This window comes from Caldisalinibacter kiritimatiensis, assembly GCF_000387765.1.
Lineage (GTDB): Bacteria > Bacillota > Clostridia > Tissierellales > Caldisalinibacteraceae > Caldisalinibacter > Caldisalinibacter kiritimatiensis.
Genome location: NZ_ARZA01000287.1, coordinates 1 through 16617, shown reverse-complemented (window position 1 = coordinate 16617; position 16617 = coordinate 1). Strand labels below are relative to the sequence as shown.

The 16617-nt window shown below is 30.4% G+C and carries 15 protein-coding genes and 1 other annotated feature; of the genes, 9 read left to right on the top strand and 6 right to left on the bottom strand.

Annotated features, from left to right (window positions below):
• The first annotated feature begins 48 nt into the window (after window positions 1-48).
• From L21TH_RS13455 to L21TH_RS13440, 4 genes are all read left to right on the top strand, one after another.
• Entirely contained in the window at window positions 49-2085 is a 2037-nt protein-coding gene (locus L21TH_RS13455) for a sigma 54-interacting transcriptional regulator (protein WP_034430345.1), read from the top strand.
• 145 nt (window positions 2086-2230) lie between these two features.
• Window positions 2231-3760: a putative basic amino acid antiporter YfcC gene (yfcC, locus tag L21TH_RS13450; protein WP_006317601.1), complete on the top strand. Its 1530-nt coding sequence runs from the start codon at window positions 2231-2233 to the stop codon at window positions 3758-3760.
• Window positions 3761-4051: 291 nt separating this feature from the next.
• Window positions 4052-4669 carry an NUDIX hydrolase gene (locus L21TH_RS13445; RefSeq protein ID WP_006317599.1) on the top strand — a complete coding sequence of 206 codons (618 nt, stop codon included), beginning with the start codon at window positions 4052-4054 and terminating at the stop codon, window positions 4667-4669.
• 77 nt (window positions 4670-4746) lie between these two features.
• Entirely contained in the window at window positions 4747-5256 is a 510-nt protein-coding gene (locus L21TH_RS13440) for a GAF domain-containing protein (RefSeq protein WP_006317598.1), read from the top strand.
• Between the two features lie 32 nt (window positions 5257-5288).
• Here the strand turns inward: L21TH_RS13440 and tyrS are convergent, their stop codons facing one another.
• Both tyrS and L21TH_RS13430 read right to left on the bottom strand, forming a co-directional pair.
• Window positions 5289-6515 (bottom strand): tyrosine--tRNA ligase, encoded by a 1227-nt coding sequence (tyrS, locus tag L21TH_RS13435; RefSeq protein ID WP_006317597.1) that lies wholly within the window; start codon window positions 6513-6515, stop codon window positions 5289-5291.
• 53 nt (window positions 6516-6568) lie between these two features.
• Window positions 6569-6775, bottom strand: a binding site (T-box leader).
• A gap of 327 nt (window positions 6776-7102) precedes the next feature.
• Window positions 7103-7477 carry a class II SORL domain-containing protein gene (locus L21TH_RS13430; protein ID WP_006317596.1) on the bottom strand — a complete coding sequence of 125 codons (375 nt, stop codon included), beginning with the start codon at window positions 7475-7477 and terminating at the stop codon, window positions 7103-7105.
• 190 nt (window positions 7478-7667) lie between these two features.
• Between L21TH_RS13430 and L21TH_RS13425 the strand changes: the two genes are divergently transcribed.
• The gene (locus L21TH_RS13425; RefSeq protein WP_006317595.1) at window positions 7668-8804 is read left to right on the top strand and encodes a THUMP domain-containing class I SAM-dependent RNA methyltransferase; all 1137 of its coding nucleotides are present in this window, start codon (window positions 7668-7670) and stop codon (window positions 8802-8804) included.
• 12 nt (window positions 8805-8816) lie between these two features.
• On the opposite strand, the gene L21TH_RS13420 is transcribed toward L21TH_RS13425, so the two are convergent.
• The gene (locus L21TH_RS13420; RefSeq protein ID WP_006317590.1) at window positions 8817-10178 is read right to left on the bottom strand and encodes an MATE family efflux transporter; all 1362 of its coding nucleotides are present in this window, start codon (window positions 10176-10178) and stop codon (window positions 8817-8819) included.
• 172 nt (window positions 10179-10350) lie between these two features.
• Here L21TH_RS13420 and L21TH_RS13415 point away from each other — a divergent pair, with 172 nt between their 5' ends.
• Window positions 10351-10698 carry a cupin domain-containing protein gene (locus L21TH_RS13415; RefSeq protein WP_006317589.1) on the top strand — a complete coding sequence of 116 codons (348 nt, stop codon included), beginning with the start codon at window positions 10351-10353 and terminating at the stop codon, window positions 10696-10698.
• Between the two features lie 99 nt (window positions 10699-10797).
• Here L21TH_RS13415 and L21TH_RS13410 read toward each other — a convergent pair whose 3' ends face one another.
• On the bottom strand, window positions 10798-11787 hold the full coding sequence (locus L21TH_RS13410) for a DUF4003 family protein (protein WP_034430329.1): 990 nt from the start codon (window positions 11785-11787) through the stop codon (window positions 10798-10800).
• A 36-nt stretch (window positions 11788-11823) separates the two neighbouring features.
• Complete coding sequence (locus L21TH_RS13405) at window positions 11824-12666, bottom strand: hypothetical protein (RefSeq protein WP_006317587.1); 843 nt, start codon at window positions 12664-12666, stop codon at window positions 11824-11826.
• A gap of 167 nt (window positions 12667-12833) precedes the next feature.
• On the opposite strand from L21TH_RS13405, the gene L21TH_RS13400 reads away from it, so the two are divergent.
• Window positions 12834-13166, top strand: coding sequence for a tRNA-binding protein (locus L21TH_RS13400; RefSeq protein ID WP_006317586.1), 333 nt, complete (start codon window positions 12834-12836; stop codon window positions 13164-13166).
• A gap of 127 nt (window positions 13167-13293) precedes the next feature.
• Here the strand turns inward: L21TH_RS13400 and L21TH_RS13395 are convergent, their stop codons facing one another.
• The gene (locus L21TH_RS13395; RefSeq protein ID WP_006317585.1) at window positions 13294-13674 is read right to left on the bottom strand and encodes a DUF5362 family protein; all 381 of its coding nucleotides are present in this window, start codon (window positions 13672-13674) and stop codon (window positions 13294-13296) included.
• 206 nt (window positions 13675-13880) lie between these two features.
• Here L21TH_RS13395 and L21TH_RS13390 point away from each other — a divergent pair, with 206 nt between their 5' ends.
• Together L21TH_RS13390 and L21TH_RS13385 are read left to right on the top strand one after the other, a co-directional pair.
• Window positions 13881-15281, top strand: coding sequence for a [Fe-Fe] hydrogenase large subunit C-terminal domain-containing protein (locus L21TH_RS13390; RefSeq protein ID WP_006317584.1), 1401 nt, complete (start codon window positions 13881-13883; stop codon window positions 15279-15281).
• A 123-nt stretch (window positions 15282-15404) separates the two neighbouring features.
• On the top strand, window positions 15405-16535 hold the full coding sequence (locus L21TH_RS13385) for a SpoIIE family protein phosphatase (RefSeq protein WP_006317583.1): 1131 nt from the start codon (window positions 15405-15407) through the stop codon (window positions 16533-16535).
• The last annotated feature ends 82 nt before the right edge of the window (window positions 16536-16617 follow it).

Below are 16617 nucleotides of genomic sequence, written 5' to 3'. Positions count from 1 at the left end.
TTTTGAATAGAATTATATGTAATAAGAGTTGGGGGGATAAATGTGGGGATGAAGAGTATAACTCTTGTTACTGGTAGTGAGATGACGAGAAAAGTTTTAGTTGCTCAATTAAAGGAATACTTATATGATATAGCAGATATTAAAAGCTACGCTATTGACGAAGGGATAGACCATGTGATATCTGATGAATTGGTGATATTATCTAGTTATTTAGTAAAGGAAGAGCTTATAGAAGCTAATTTATTAGATACAAATTGTGAAATGATTGTGTCAGAGAGGACACTAAGCTATGACCACATCGACCAGATTGTTTTACTTCCTAGAAATACTGAAGTTTTATTTGTAAATGATGTAAAAGAAACTGTATATGAAGGAATAGAGATATTAAAAGATTTAGGTATTGATTATATAAAGTATATACCTTATTACCCAGGAAAAAAAGAACCAGTAAAAAAAGTAGATATAGCTATAACTCCTGGAGAAGCAGATAAAGTACCTAAATTTGTTAAAAAGGTCTATGATATAGGCCCTAGATTAATGGACTTTATTACAATTACAAAGATATTAAATAAATTAGGAATCTTAGACCAAAAAGCAGGACAGTTTTCACAAAAATATCTTCAAAAGATTATAGATATGTCTAAAAGAATAGCTTTATCGACTAATGAAATTTCAGATTTAAATGAGCATTTAAGCTTAGTTATAAACGGACTAAATGATGGATTACTAGTGTATGATGTTAATGGAATTATAAGTGTTTTTAATGAAAATTTAAAGAAGATTCTGAACTTAGCTTATCCTAAAGTAATAGGAAGAAGTATAAAAGATGTCATATATAATAAAAAACTATTAACATTTTTGATGAATAAAGAACTAGAAGAAGAAAGAGTTATTGACATTGATGGAGTAGAAGTAGTAGTAAATAAGTTTCAACTTCCTGAAAACAATTCAATAGTAGCTACATTTAAAAATGCAAAGGAGACAATAGAAAAGAGTAATAAACTTAGAAGGGAATTAATAAATCGAGGCTATTTTGCTAAGTATTCTTTTGATGACATAATAGGTAAGAGTTTTAAGATTAATAGAGTAAAGGGTATTGCTAAAAAATTAGCTAAATCAGATTTGACTATTCTAATTGAAGGTGAAAGTGGAACGGGTAAGGAGTTATTTGCCAGTGCTATACATAATGAATCAAGGCGTAAACAAGGACCATTTTTAGCTGTAAATTTTAGTGCATTACCTGATGAGCTTATTGAAAGTGAATTGTTTGGCTATGAAGAGGGTGCATTTACAGGAGCTAAAAAAGGGGGAAAAGCAGGATTATTTGAACAAGCCGACGGAGGAACTATATTTTTAGACGAAATAGGAGATATATCTATGAAAGTACAGACTAGATTATTGAGGGTTTTACAAGAAAAAGAAGTTATGAGAATAGGAGGTACAGAAATAAAGTCTGTAGATGTACGAGTAATAGCAGCTACTAATAAAGATTTAGTCAATATGGTGAACGAGAGAAAATTTAGAGAAGACTTATATTATAGACTTAAAATGGGCTATTTGAAGATACCGCCTTTAAGAGAAAGAAAAGAAGATTTAATTGAATTAATGAATTATTTTATTAAAATTGAAACAACTGAAAATATAAAAATTAGTGATGAAGTAATAAAAGAACTTCTAAAATATGATTGGTACGGAAATGTACGTGAGTTAAAGAATACTTTAAGTTATATGTTGGCTGTAAGAGAAGGAAATACTTTAACATTAAAAGATATACCAGATAGAGGATTTTTTAAAAGAGAATTAAAGGATATACAAAGGGATAGTATATTAAATCAAGAAGAATTAACAGATGAGCTTAAGTTCATATTAGAAAAAATATATCAGTTTAGTAAAAAAGGAGAAATTGTAGGTAGAGAAAAGCTTGCAAAGGAAACTAAATATACAAAGTATGAAATGACTAAATATCAAATGAGAAGTAGATTGAATAAACTTGAAAGAATGGGATTGATTATTAAGAAAAAGGGTAAACACGGAACCATTTTAAGTAATAAGGGAGAAGAGGTTATAATGGGTTTAATGACATAGTTTATAATTTAATGGTTACCATTAAAAAGCCAAGAATAGCCTAAACCATTAGAAGAATCATAAAATTCCCCTGTGAATATTTGGCATATATATTGCAACTATATTAAAGTGCAATCAATATAAAAATTAAAAGGGGGATTAGTTAATGTCAACAGAAGTAAAAAAAGAAAAAAAATCCAGAAGTTTTAGGACACCAGATACTTATGTAATTATTTTCTTTGTAGTTTTATTTGCTGCACTATTAACTTATTTAGTACCGCTTGGACAGTTTGATACTCAAGAAGTTACATTCCAAAAGGCAGATGGTTCAGAAGACACTAGAACCGTACCAATACCTGAAAGTTTTAGGATTGTAACCAATGAAAACGGTAACCCTGTTAAAGAAGGTGTCGGTTTATTTAAACCATTTGGTGGCGTAGGTGCATTGAACTATGCATTTGAAGGATTAGCAAGTGGAAGTAAATGGGGGACAGCAGTAGGTGTAGTAGCATTTATTCTAGTTATCGGTGGAGCCTTCGGTATTATTTTGAGGACTGGAGCAGTGGAAGCTGGAATTTTATCGATGATAAAGAAGACACAAGGTAAAGAATCACTAATAATTCCTATACTCTTCCTTTTATTCTCAGCTGGTGGAGCAATCTTTGGAATGGGCGAAGAGGCTATACCATTTGCAATGATTGTTGTACCTATAGTTATTGCAATGGGATATGATGCTATAACTGGTATTATGATTACTTATGTTGCCACACAAATTGGATTTGCAACTTCATGGCAAAACCCATTTGGTGTAGCTATAGCTCAAGGGGTTTCAGGAGTACCTGTAATGTCAGGTTTCTGGTTTAGATTTATCATGTGGATATTCTTTACTGTAGTTGGTATCACTTACACATGGATTTATGCTAAAAAGATTAAGAAAGACCTTACTAAATCAGTTTCTTATGAATCAGATGCATTTTATAGAGAGGACTTCAAAGGTAAAGAACATATTGATGTAAAATTTGAGTTAGGTCATGCATTAGTATTATTAACAATTTTACTTGGTGTAATTTGGGTAGTTTGGGGAGTAGTTAAACATGCATATTATATACCTTCTATAGCTAGTCAATTCTTTATCATGGGATTAGTTGCAGGTATAATAGGTGTTATATTTAAGTTAAATGATATGACTTTAAACGATATAGCTACATCATTTAGGGATGGAGCTAAGGACCTAGTAGGAGCTGCATTAGTAGTTGGTATGGCAAATGGTATTATATTAGTTCTTGGTGGTACAAATCCTGGTGAACCAACTGTATTAAACACTATACTTCATTCAATAGGTAATGCTGTTGGCTCATTACCATCTGCAGTATCAGCTTGGTTTATGTATTTATTCCAATCAATATTTAATTTCTTTGTAGTATCAGGTTCAGGTCAGGCTGCATTAGTTATGCCACTTATGGCACCACTTGCCGATATAGTTGGTGTAACTAGACAGGTTGCTGTATTAGCTTATCAATTAGGTGATGGATTTACTAACTTAATAGTTCCTACATCAGGCTGTTTGATGGGAGTATTAGGTGTTGCAAAGCTTGACTGGGGTAAATGGGCTAAATGGCAAATCAAATTTCAAGGTATTTTATTCGTATTAGGTTCAGTATTTGTAATTGTTGCAGCATTAATAGGATTTAATTAATGTGAAAAGAAGGGCTGTTGACTATGAAGGTCAACGGCCTTTTTATTTAGGGACGTGAGCGTATATAAATTAAAAATTTAAAATGTAAAATTGAAAATTAAGGTAGTTTTGAATAAACTAGAGGCTCATTAAATTAAAAATACTCAAGATGAATACATTTGATTCTAAATTATGTTGTTGATAGACGCCCTCGTCTATCAACTGTTTAAAAATTATTTTTATTTTCTTTTACATAATATATAAACTTACGATAAAATATAAATAAAAATGAAAACAAGCAGGTGATTAGATTTGGACTTACAATACATAGAAGCAAAAATAAAAAATAGAGAGCCTAAAGAACTAGGAATAAACGCTAAATACGCAGTTTTGCTACCTCTTATAAAAGTCGACAACCAACTACATATATTGTATCAAGTAAGAGCTTATGACCTTGATGTTCAACCGGGGGAAGTGTGCTTTCCTGGTGGAAGGGTAGAGCAGGGAGAGGGATTACAAGAAGCTGCAATTAGAGAAACCTATGAAGAATTAGGGATTGACATAGATAAGATTAAAATAATAGGAGAGTTAGATTATGTAGTAACACCATATAATTTTTCACTTCATCCATTTTTAGGTGTATTAGAAGACATTGATATAAAGGATATGAATTTAAATAAAGATGAGGTACATAAAGTATTTACAGTGCCTATAGAGTATTTTAAAAATAATACACCTAAGTTACATAAAATAAAAATAAAAGTAGATGTAGAAGAGGATTTTCCTTTTTATTTAATACCAGAAGGAAGACAATATAAGTGGAGAACTGGAAAATATCCTGTTTATTTTTATCAATATCAAGACTACATTATATGGGGAATGACAGCTAGAATTACTAAGAACTTTATTGATACTGTTTATAATATTTAAGAATATAAACTATACAATCCAGTTGAAGATAATACAAGTTAATATTATAATATACACAAAATTAACAATAGGGAAGGATGAGGGGAGTGCAACAAATAAAAAAGATACAAACAGATGACAAGAAAAAGTTTTATAATTATTTAAACTTGAAATTAACAGGTTTGATTTGTGAAGAATCTGACTGGTTAGCAAATCTCTCAAATGCTTCAGCTCTTTTATGGCTGCTATTAGAAGATATTAACTGGGCTGGATTTTATCTTTACAAAAACGGAGAGCTTGTATTAGGTCCATTTCAAGGGAAACCAGCGTGTACACATATTCAAATAGGTAAAGGAGTTTGTGGTACTGCTGCTAAAGAGTTAAAGACACAAGTTGTTGAGGATGTAAATAAGTTTGAAGGTCATATAGCTTGTGATTCTGCTTCAAAATCTGAAATTGTTATACCAATAGTGAAAAATGAAAAATTAGTAGGGGTATTGGATATAGATAGTCCTATATTAAATAGATTTGATAAAGAGGATGCTTTATATCTTGAAAAGTTTGTAGATACTTTAAATAAATATATGGATTGGAGTAAGGTAATTTAAGAAAAGCAGCTTTTAAAGTAAGCTGCTTTTCATTATACTAATCTAATTTGATGATATTTCTTTTTACCCTTTCTTAACATTAACTTATCATCTTCAAAGTCTTCTAATTTTATAACTGCACAGTAGTCTTTTACTCTCTCATTATTAACATATATTCCACCTTGCTGCGCTAGACGTCTTCCTTCACTCTTAGATGAAGTAAGACCCACTTCTAATAAAAGGTCTAATAGAGTTACTCCGTCTTTAAATTTATCTTTTTCTATTTCAGTAAATGGAATCGAGTCAGCATCTGTTCCTTTGCTGAATAGTGCTTTAGCGGCTTTTTGAGCTTTTTTAGCCTCTTCTTCTCCATGAACTATTTTTGTAAATTCATAAGCTAATACTTCTTTAGCTTTATTTATTTCTGCACCTTCTAATGAACCTAGTCTTTCAACCTCTTCCATAGGAAGGAAAGTTAATAAAGCTAAAGTATTTTTAACATCAGCATCGTTTATATTTCTTAGGTATTGATATAAATCATAAGGTGAAGTTTTATCAGGGTCCATCCAAATAGCTCCAGATTCAGTTTTACCCATTTTCTTACCTTCGCTTGTTGTTAGAAGCTTAAATGTTAGTCCGTATACTGAGTCCTGCTCAAGTCTTCTAACTAAATCTACCCCACCTAAGATGTTAGACCATTGGTCATTTCCACCTAATTCAAGTCTACAATTGTACTTTCTGTATAATTCTAAGAAATCATAAGATTGCATAATCATGTAGTTGAACTCTAGGAACGAAAGTCCCTTTTCCATACGTGTTTTAAAGCATTCAGCTGTAAGCATTCTGTTTACTGAGAAGTGTTTACCGATTTCTCTTAAGAATTCAATATAGTTTAGGTTTCTTAGCCATTCAGCATTATTTACTACATAACCTTTATCATCTGTTATATCTATGTATTTAGATATTTGTTTTTTCAATGCTTCAGCGTTTTTATCTATTTGCTCTTGAGTTAACATTTTACGCATTTCTGTCTTACCAGTAGGGTCACCTACCATAGCAGTTCCTCCACCTATTAAAGCAATAGGTTTGTGTCCTGCTCTTTGCATATGCATCATAACCATAATTTGAATGAAATGTCCTAAATGTAAACTGTCTGCAGTTGGGTCAAATCCTATATAGAATGTAACAGGCTCTTTACCTAATAATTCTCTAGTTTCTTCTTCGTGAGTTGCTTGCTCAATAAAACCTCTTTCCTTTAATACATCAAAAACATTAGCCATTTTATTACCTCCCTTTTTTGTAAACTAAAAAATAAAAAGGGCCCACTCATCCCTGTAAGGACGAGAAGACCCGTGGTACCACCCTACTTTACACCTTAAAGGTGCCTCTTAGCCACTTTATCGTGTGGCAAACGCAATGCTTTCACATTGAAACTCTGGAGTGTAATTCACAGCTTTATGTACTGCAGACTTTTCACCAGCCAGTCTGCTCTCTGGGATTGTAACCATAAAGTGCTACTTTGCTCCTTCATAGTTTTAATATTTACTTTTTTTTAATACTAATATATAGATATAGTTTTGTCAAGGTGATTACGGTTAAAAACGTCAATATTAATGTGTTAGTAGTTAGTAGAAGTAAAAAATCTACGCATTATTTAACTCTTATTATAGTATAGGATTTACTGGATTATATTGAGATATGCATAAAAAAAAGCGACCAGTTTTGGTCGCAATTTGCATATTTATTTAATTAGTATTTATAGAACCTAAAAGCCCGATAGAATTTTTCTGTATATTCAACACTGAGTTATTTTTAAGCTAGTACTCAGTACCAAATAACTAGTACCTGAAAAGTGGTTTTACCACTTTTACTTAACAGTTATTTCTTTGCTATTTTCCCATAAGCCATGAAGATTGCAATAGCTTAGTGCATATATAGTTCCTGATTTGTTTAATGTCACTTTTGTTGTCACGTGAGGTTCATTAACTATACTTCCTTCACCATGTGCTGAGAAATTATATGTTCCTATTTCAACTGGGAACTTACTTCCTTCAGGATGGAAGAATACTTTAATCCATGCTATATGGTGCTCAACCTTATTAGGATGTTTAATTTCATCACCTACTGAAACCTTTATTTCAAATTCTTCATCAGCTTTTATGTTTTCAGGTACATTTATAACTGGTACGTGTTTTTCACCTTTCCAATCTCCTGTTTGTAAAAATTCACTTATACTTTTCATAATTTTATATCCCCCTTGGTATTTGGTTTGACTTTATTTATTACTTTTATACCCACAAAGTATTAGTAAAAACATAAAAATCAATAATAAATTAAATATATAGTGGAAAGTTATTTAATAGAATTAACTATGTTTTTTTGTTACAATATACAAAGACAATAAATTCAAATATAAAAGTGGGAGAGATAAGATGGGAAAAATTGAATTAATAGCAACTACAACCTTTGGATTAGAAGCAGTTGTAAAAAGAGAATTATTAAATTTAGGATATGAAGATTTAAAAGTTGAAAATGGGAAAGTGACCTTTATCGGCGATGAGTCAGATATAGCAAAGGCTAATTTATGGTTAAGGTCTGCCGATAGAGTTTTACTTAAAATGGGTGAATTTAAAGCTTTGTCCTTTGAAGAATTATTTGAGAAAACTAAAGCACTACCGTGGGATGAATGGATAACAGAGGATGGCGAGTTCACAGTTATAGGTAAGTCGGTAAAATCACAGTTATACAGTGTACCAGATTGTCAATCTATAGTTAAAAAGGCTGTAGTTGAAAAACTAAAGACAAAGTATAATACAGAGTGGTTCAAAGAGGATGGTCCTAAGTTTACAATTCAAGTGGCTTTGCTTAAAGATGTAGCTACTTTAACAATAGATACAAGTGGAGATGGATTACATAAGAGAGGATATAGACCTAAGGCTTCTGAAGCTCCTATTAAGGAAACATTAGCTTCAGCATTAGTTCAATTAAGCTATTGGAATAAGGATAGATTACTATTAGACCCATTTTGTGGTTCAGGTACAATACCAATAGAGGCTGCTATGATTGGCAAAAATATAGCACCAGGATTACATAGAAGCTTTGCTTCAGAAAAGTGGCCAAGAATAGGAAAGGACGTATGGAAAAAGGCTAGAGTCGATGCATTAAAACAGATAAATCAAGATGTAGAATTAAATATTGTGGCATCGGATATAAACAAAGGAGTAATAGAGATAGCAAAGGAAAATGCCTTTAATGCAGGCGTTGATGATTGCATTGAGTTTAAAGTACAAGATGCTACTCAGATTAACATAAAAGAAAAGTATGGAGTTATGATAACTAATCCACCGTATGGTGAAAGATTAGGTGAGAAAAAAGAAGTTGAAAGACTTTATAAAGAAATGGGAAAAGTATTTAGAAAACAAAAAACATGGTCCAATTACATACTTACTTCATATGAAAATTTTGAGAAATTATATGGAAAAAAAGCAGATAAGAAAAGAAAATTATTTAACGGTAAAATAAAGGTAGACTATTATCAATACTATGGACCAAGACCCCCGAAAAAATAGATTAAGGCCCCATTATAGGGACCTTTTTTTTATGATTTTCTTTTGCCATCTTCCTGTTGAATATATACCTAATCCAACTAAGCATATAATTAAATTACTTAGTATCATTGCATACCATACGGAGTTTGGACCTAGATTAGCAAAGTTTTTAAATATAACAATTAAAGGAATTCTAAGACCCCATAGTCTACCCATAGTAATAATCATAGCTGAAATTGTATGACCTGAGCCTTGGAAAGTTCCAATGAATATTTGAAAGAACCCCATAAGTGGTAAAGCAGCTGATATAAGCTTAAGATAATATGTTCCTTGCTCTAAAACCTCTGGAGTAGGATTGAAAAATTTTATTATATATCCAGATAATATAAAAATTATAGCACCGCCAATTACTAAAAATATTGTAGATAGAATTGCACTAGTTTTTACTGCTAATTTTGCTCTATCAACGTTATCTGCTCCAAGGTTTTGACCTACTACAGTTGCAAGGGCACTACCTATCCCCATTGCAGGCATTAAAATTAAAGAGTTTATTCTATTTCCAATTCCGAAAGCTGTTAAGGTCGATTCTCCAAAAGAAAGTATGAACATATTAAGTACAATAAAGCCGAGAGCTGCAGTCGATTGACCTATAGATGAAGGTAATCCTACCTTTACTATCTTTAGTAAAACATCTTTGTTTATATGCAAATGGGACAAATTAAGTTTTATTCCGTTAGGGATAGTGAATAATCTATATACAGCTATTGAAGCAAAAAGTCCTCTTGATAAAACAGTAGCATATGCAGCCCCTTGTATATCAAGATTTAAAACGAAAATAAATATAGGGTCTAATATAATATTTAGAATAACTGAATATGCTCCATATTTCATAGGAGTAACAGTATCTCCTAATCCCTGCTTAATAGCATTAAAGGAAAAGAAAATAAACATGGTTGGCATACCGAAAAATATTATTCTTAAAAATGCAGTTGCATTATAGAAAAGGTCACCGGTACCACCCATAGCCTTAACTATATATGGAGCGGAAAGTCCTCCTAATATTCCAAAAATTAATGAAAAAATAAATGAAAATGATAATAATTGACCTGCAATATCAGATGCTTCTTCTAAATTATGAGACCCTGTATATTGAGATATTAAAGCTGTACCACCAATAGAAACCCCTAATCCTAAAGCCATTATAAAGAATATAACAGGCCAAACAAGTTGTATTGCTGCAACTTCAGTTGACCCTAGCTGACTTACCCAAAAGGTATCTGCTAAGTTGTATATAGTTTGGATAAAGTTATTTAACATTATAGGTCCTGATAATGTTAATATAACCTTAGTCATTTTACCATTCAATATTAAATCTCTTTTTTCAGAAAAATCCATAGCAATCCCCCAAAAGTATTGTAATCAAATCTTATTATATCACTAATTATTTCGAGTATCAAAATAAATTTTTGTAATTAAATTGACACAAGAAAATGTTTTCATAAAAACTATGTATATATACATAAATAATGTATAATAGAATAAAAAGGACAAACGGGAGGGTATTATAATGATAGTTTCACATAAGTCAAAGGTTGAAGGAATAAAAATTGAAAACCCAGAAGTAAAGGATGCAATGATGAAGGTATTAATATCACCAAAAGAAGGCTGGGAAGGTAATGTAATGCGTTTATTTCAGTTAGGTGAAGGTGGACATACACCTAGACATACTCACCCATGGCCACATATTAATTATATTGTTAGTGGAAAAGGAACTTTACATCTTGATGGTAAAGATTATGATTTAGAACCAGGTTGCTTTGCATACGTACCAGCAGGAAAAATACATCAATTCATGAATAAGGGTAAAGAAAAATTTGAGTTTATATGTATAGTTCCAGAGGAAGGTCATAAATAAAACAAAATCCCACTTTTAGTTAGAGGGATATCAAAGTAGCTCACATTTAAATGTGAGCTACTAACTAACAAATCGACGAAGTCGACTTTGTTCAGTTTTTTAGTTAACAACTACAGATGTAGAAGTTATACTTGCAATTAAAGCTGCATTTTGAGCTTGTATTAAGGATTCGATAGAAGTATTTAATCCAGTTTCTATTACGTTAATATCTTGGTTAACTTCATTAATAGAATCGGTTATTACTAATAGCATTGCTATTAATAAGTTTAAATCTTTGGTCCATTTGAATCTTTTTTGTTTATTAATAATATCAGCAATATTTTTTATAAATTCTATTTCTTTATCTAATTCTGAGTCTATTATTGCCATCATACCTATCGCAGGATAATGCATTCGTTTTATTTTTATGCCTTGAGTTTTAAGCTTATCATATATTTCATTACATCTTTTAACCATGAAGTTTTTGTTTTCAGTATCAGATAACATCATTATGTGCGAAAGCAATTGTAGAGTGTTTCCTTTTTTAAATGGACCGTCAGATAACTCGGTGTAGTAATATTCAATTTCTTCAATTATTTCACTAGTTGGCTTATCATATTTAGAGAGTAAAATTGCTAAAGGATAATCACTTTGTGAAGTTAAAAAGAAATGATTACTTTTCATTTCTTTATAAATATCTTTAGCCTTTCTAATTTTTTGTTGAATATCTTTAAGGTTTTCATTGTTAGACATAAGAGCTAAAGCTGAAATTGACGAATAAGTACCACTCTTTAAGCCTTCATTAGTCATTTTGTTTTGATATTCAATTAATTTATCAACTTTTTCTTTAGGATTTTCATATTTAGATATTAACATAGCAGAAGTAGGGTATCGCTGATATGAATGAAGCGGGGAAAATAAACTGGTTTTTTGCTTTATATATTTACTTATGTGGTTTAATTTTTCAATATTTAGTTCTTTTTCGTGTATAATATAAACTAACGGTATAAGCATTAATGCTTGGCTTTGAATTTTCCATTTGTAATTATCATGTAGCTTATTATAATTTTCCAGATACAAGTTTACCTTATCATCTAAGGATTTATCCATAATAAACCTCCTTGAGTATCCTTATAATATTTTAAGCTATTTTATTATTTGAGATTTAGATAATACTTTGTCATCATATTTATTAATTGTAGATATATTAGGAGCTAATATATAAAATGCAATTGTGACATTATACTCTTCAATATATTTTGCATACATTCTTCCCTTTAACGTAATAATTGGATATTCTTCTTGATTATAATATTTTTCTATTGGTTTACCATATTGTATATATCCAAGACAGTCTTTTTTAGCTTTATGAATAGGGCTATTTGTTTTTATTGTTGAATCTATTTTTACCCAATTACTTTCACCAACATATTTAACATTATATTCTATTTTATCTATTTGTGTTTTAAAAACAATTTTATCTCTAGGACATCCTATAGAAGGAAGCACAAGTCTGGTTTGATCATATTTTGGGACTAAAGAGAGTTCACTTATGTTGAGTTCACCGTTTTTATAAAAACCAAACTTTTCTTTAGGATTTTTGTTATTAGAAACTACATAGGCTCCATAAAAGCTACTGTAAAAAGGAGAACTAGGGTTGTAATAAGATGATGAACCATATTCCTTTTCAAAATAACCGAAGTTATATAATACAGTTAAAGACAAATCTTTACCTACATATTTTGAAAAGCCTTCGTTGTCATTAAAGGTCATCATAAAAGGATACCAATCACGCTCTTTAGTATATAATCCTCCAGGAATATGAAGCTTTAGTTTCTTTTTACTTAATATACTTTCAGATTTTTCTTTTAAACTATAGGGATACATTACTATATAGCTTCTAAAAATATAATAGATATTAGTATGAGTATAAAAAAATATAAAAAGTATAATTAGAATAAATATTATTATTTTAAACAATTTTTTCATAGCATTAACTCCAATGGATTTCATACAACAAGTAATCGTTTTCATGTTGTAAAAATAAATAAAATAAGAATAATATATATCTTAGTTCATATTATACAATCAAAACAATTAAAATACAATGTTCTAACCTATTATTAAATAAAAGTAACTTAAAAAGGAGTGAAAAAATGAATATTACTTATGATGATTTTAAAAAAGTAGATATGAGGGTTGGTAAGATTATAGACGTTAAAGATTTCCCCAAGGCAAGACAACCAGCATATAAACTGTGGATAGATTTTGGGGAGCTGGGGATAAAAAAGTCAAGTGCTCAAATTACTAAACTGTATAAAAAAGAAGAATTAATAGGTAAACAAATAATAGCAGTAGTTAACTTTCCACCTAAACAAATAGCTGACTTTATGTCAGAAGTATTAGTACTAGGCGTAGTCCTAAATGATAAAGAAGTGTCATTGATTCAACCTGATAGAGAGGTTCCATTAGGTAAGAGGATATTGTAAGTTTAGTACAAAGTCAACTAAAGTTGATTTGTTAGTTAGTAGTTCGTTGTTAGCAACTTTCAGTCAGCTCTCAGCTTTGTAGTTATTGAGGGACATATTCGTCCCTCAATCTTTTTTTAAAACTGTACTAATAAGGTAAATTACCCATAAAGTTAGCTAGCATCAATCCACCAAATATAAGACCAATTACAGCTATTACTAGGGATATTATAATCAAGATTCCTTGAATTTTGAAGTAAACACCAAGACTATCAAATACGTTGTTTAATTCGTTACCATTACCATTAATGTAACTATCAATTGAAGTTTTAGCTTTTCTGAGTTTTACTCCTAATATAATTGTAATGATTCCAGGTATCAAAGAAATACCAAAAGTGCCTATAGCTCCTAAACAAGTTAATGCTCCCCCAATGATAGTCATTATTCCTACAAAACCAGTCCATTTACTAAGGTTTATAAGTGTATCAGTATTAGGAACTGTATAATTTGGTTGGTTTGTATTTTCCATATATCTATACCCCCTTTCAATATAAGTTAATACAAGAAAATTATATAACAATGATAAAATTTTTACAACGCATATTGTATTTACAACGTATAGAGAACTATAATTAATAAATGATTTATTATGTATTTACAATAAATTTTAAGGATACACTAATGTATGTTAAAGTAGCTTTTAGCCCAAATATAACATTAAAAAGGTGATTTGAAATGGATAGTAGATTTAATGATTTTCAAAACAAGAGAATGGAGATTTTTAGAGAAGTAGTATCTAGGGCTTGGAATGGAACATTGAAAAAGGATTTACCTACTTTGGTAGAAAAGATAAGACATGATTATAATTTTACCAATGAAGATGATAGTTTTATTAGGGACCAAGTTAGAGTAGTTATGGGCCTTAACCCAAAGGGAGATGTTGAATTTTCGGATGAGTTTGATATTGCTAGTAAATTGAAAGCAGTAGAGCAACCAATAGTGACTAAGATAGATGGTGCATGTAAAGAATGTCACGAAGTATATGAAGAAGTACCCTGCCGTGATTCATGTAAATACGAAGCCCATATATACAGAAGAAGCGAAGGACCAATAATTGAAAATAATAAGTGCTTAAATTGTGGAAAGTGTGTAGTAAATTGTCCATTTGGAGCAATCGCAGATAAAATTGAGTTTATACCAATGGTAGAAATGTTAAAAAACAAAGATACTCAGGTTTTTGCTACTGTTGCTCCATCAATTGTAGGACAGTTTGGTGATGATATAACTATGGGACAGTTAAGGTCAGCACTTAAACTTATGGGATTTGAAGATATGGTTGAAGTAGCCCTTTTTGCAGATATACTAACTATTAAAGAAGCATTTGAATTTGACCATTTAGTAACCAGTGAAGATGATTTTTATATTACGAGTTGTTGTTGTCCAGTATGGGTTAATCTAGTAGAAAAGCATTATCCTAAACTATTAGAAAAAATGGCCCCATCTATATCTCCAATGATAGCTTCTGGTAGAATATTAAAGGAATTTTATCCTAATGCAAAAATAGTTTTCATAGGTCCATGTATAGCTAAAAAAGCAGAAGCTAAAGATGAAAGGCTCAAAGGAGATATTGACTTTGTTTTAACATATAGAGAATTAGATGAAATTTTTAAAGCTTTAAATATTAACCTTAAAGAAATGCCTAACGATGAAAAAGACCAAGCATCCTTTGGAGGAAGGGTATATGCGAGAACTGGAGGAGTAAGTTTTTCAGTAAAAACTGTCGTTAATAGAATAGCTCCAAGGCGACTTATAAAATTTAAACCTAAAAAGGTCGATGGTATAGCTGAATGTAAAGAGGTTTTAGATGACTTAATGAATGGTAAAGTAGATGCTAACTTTATTGAGGGTATGGGCTGTAAAGGTGGATGCGTTGGAGGACCTAGAACTAATATAGATGTCGATAAAGCTACACATATAGTAAATGAGTTTGGTGAGGATTCATTAATAATGACACCATTTGATAATATGAATGTAATGAAAATACTTAAAAATCTTGGACTTAATAAGGCTGAACAGATATTACAAAAGAATAGAGTTTCACAATTATTAGCTAGAGAAAGAGTACATAAGAGCTGATGTTTTACATTAAGTTTTCTGAATATTAAAGAACATTTATGATATAATATTGATTGTTAGTGAATAACATTGAAGATTAATTAAAAATGTTAAAGTTCGTTCACTAGATTAGAGGGGGACACTATGTTAAGCGAAAATAGAGAAGTAAAACATGAAGGTAAGATAAAAAGTCATAAAAGACTTACATATGATATATTAGATGGCATGGTAGATTGGGTAAGGGTTATAGATGAAAATGGAATGATTATATATGCCAATAAGACTATGGAAAAATGTCTAGGTAAAAAAATAGTTGGAGAGAAATGTTATGAGGTTTTAGGAAAGAATAGACCTTGTAAGACATGTATAACTAAAAAAACTATCAAAGCAGGTGTCGGACAGAAAAAGGAAGAGTATGTAAATGGTAAGATTTTTTCAGTAAAAAGTTCTCCAGTAAGGGATGTTAATGGAAATATCTATGCTGCAGTAGAGGTTTTTAGGGATGTAACTAGAGAGAGAAAATTAGAGCAGCAATTATTAAAGAAGAATGAAAAAATGAGTAAAGATTTAGAGTTTGCTAGAGCTTTACAGAAAAAAATATTACCTACAAAAGGTAGATATGGTTCTATTGAAATTGATTATTTATATAGACCATCAGAAATGTTAAGTGGTGATATGTTTGATGTATTTAATATAGATGGAGAACATACAGGTATATATATAAGTGATGTAGTAGGGCATGGAGTAACAGCATCAATGATGACTATGTTTGTTAGACAAACAATGCGCTCAATAAAAAGTGAAATATTAAGTCCTGCAGAAGCTATAAGCGAACTACACAAAAGATTTCTTGACTTACACCTTGATGATGACAAATATTTTACTATATTTTATGGAGTTATGAATAGAAGATATAATACTTTTACTTATGTAAATGGAGGACATAATAGTGTACCTATAGTATTAAATAATGAAGGTTTAAAGCTATTAGAATCAAGGGGATATCCTGTTTGTAGTTTGTTTGAAAAAATAGAGTATCAAGAAAGCACTATAAAATTAGAAAAAGGTGATAAGGTATTATTTTATACAGATGGTATAGTAGAGGCTAAGAATAGTAAAGAAGAACAATTTGGATTAGATAGATTACTGGATATAATTAAAAAAGAAGGTAAGAATACTAATTTAATAAACCTAATTGAGAACGAAATAGATGGATTTAATTTCGGATATCAAGAGGACGATTATGCAGTTATAAAAATGAAGGTCTTAGAGTAAAGTCGCTGGAAATTTTCCAGCTTTTTTTTATTATATAAGAAAGTATATTTATTATATAGCTTGTAATTAAGTTAAATACAGG

Excerpts from the sequence above, each read along its gene's own strand:
- L21TH_RS13455 (WP_034430345.1), top strand. The coding sequence starts at position 49 with ATGAAGAGTATAACTCTTGTTACTGGTAGTGAGATGACGAGAAAAGTT.
- yfcC (WP_006317601.1), top strand. The coding sequence starts at position 2,231 with ATGTCAACAGAAGTAAAAAAAGAAAAAAAATCCAGAAGTTTTAGGACA.
- L21TH_RS13440 (WP_006317598.1), top strand. The coding sequence starts at position 4,747 with ATGAGGGGAGTGCAACAAATAAAAAAGATACAAACAGATGACAAGAAA.
- tyrS (WP_006317597.1), bottom strand. The coding sequence starts at position 6,515 with ATGGCTAATGTTTTTGATGTATTAAAGGAAAGAGGTTTTATTGAGCAA.
- L21TH_RS13430 (WP_006317596.1), bottom strand. The coding sequence starts at position 7,477 with ATGAAAAGTATAAGTGAATTTTTACAAACAGGAGATTGGAAAGGTGAA.
- L21TH_RS13425 (WP_006317595.1), top strand. The coding sequence starts at position 7,668 with ATGGGAAAAATTGAATTAATAGCAACTACAACCTTTGGATTAGAAGCA.
- L21TH_RS13420 (WP_006317590.1), bottom strand. The coding sequence starts at position 10,178 with ATGGATTTTTCTGAAAAAAGAGATTTAATATTGAATGGTAAAATGACT.
- L21TH_RS13415 (WP_006317589.1), top strand. The coding sequence starts at position 10,351 with ATGATAGTTTCACATAAGTCAAAGGTTGAAGGAATAAAAATTGAAAAC.
- L21TH_RS13410 (WP_034430329.1), bottom strand. The coding sequence starts at position 11,787 with ATGGATAAATCCTTAGATGATAAGGTAAACTTGTATCTGGAAAATTAT.
- L21TH_RS13405 (WP_006317587.1), bottom strand. The coding sequence starts at position 12,666 with ATGAAAAAATTGTTTAAAATAATAATATTTATTCTAATTATACTTTTT.
- L21TH_RS13400 (WP_006317586.1), top strand. The coding sequence starts at position 12,834 with ATGAATATTACTTATGATGATTTTAAAAAAGTAGATATGAGGGTTGGT.
- L21TH_RS13395 (WP_006317585.1), bottom strand. The coding sequence starts at position 13,674 with ATGGAAAATACAAACCAACCAAATTATACAGTTCCTAATACTGATACA.
- L21TH_RS13390 (WP_006317584.1), top strand. The coding sequence starts at position 13,881 with ATGGATAGTAGATTTAATGATTTTCAAAACAAGAGAATGGAGATTTTT.
- L21TH_RS13385 (WP_006317583.1), top strand. The coding sequence starts at position 15,405 with ATGTTAAGCGAAAATAGAGAAGTAAAACATGAAGGTAAGATAAAAAGT.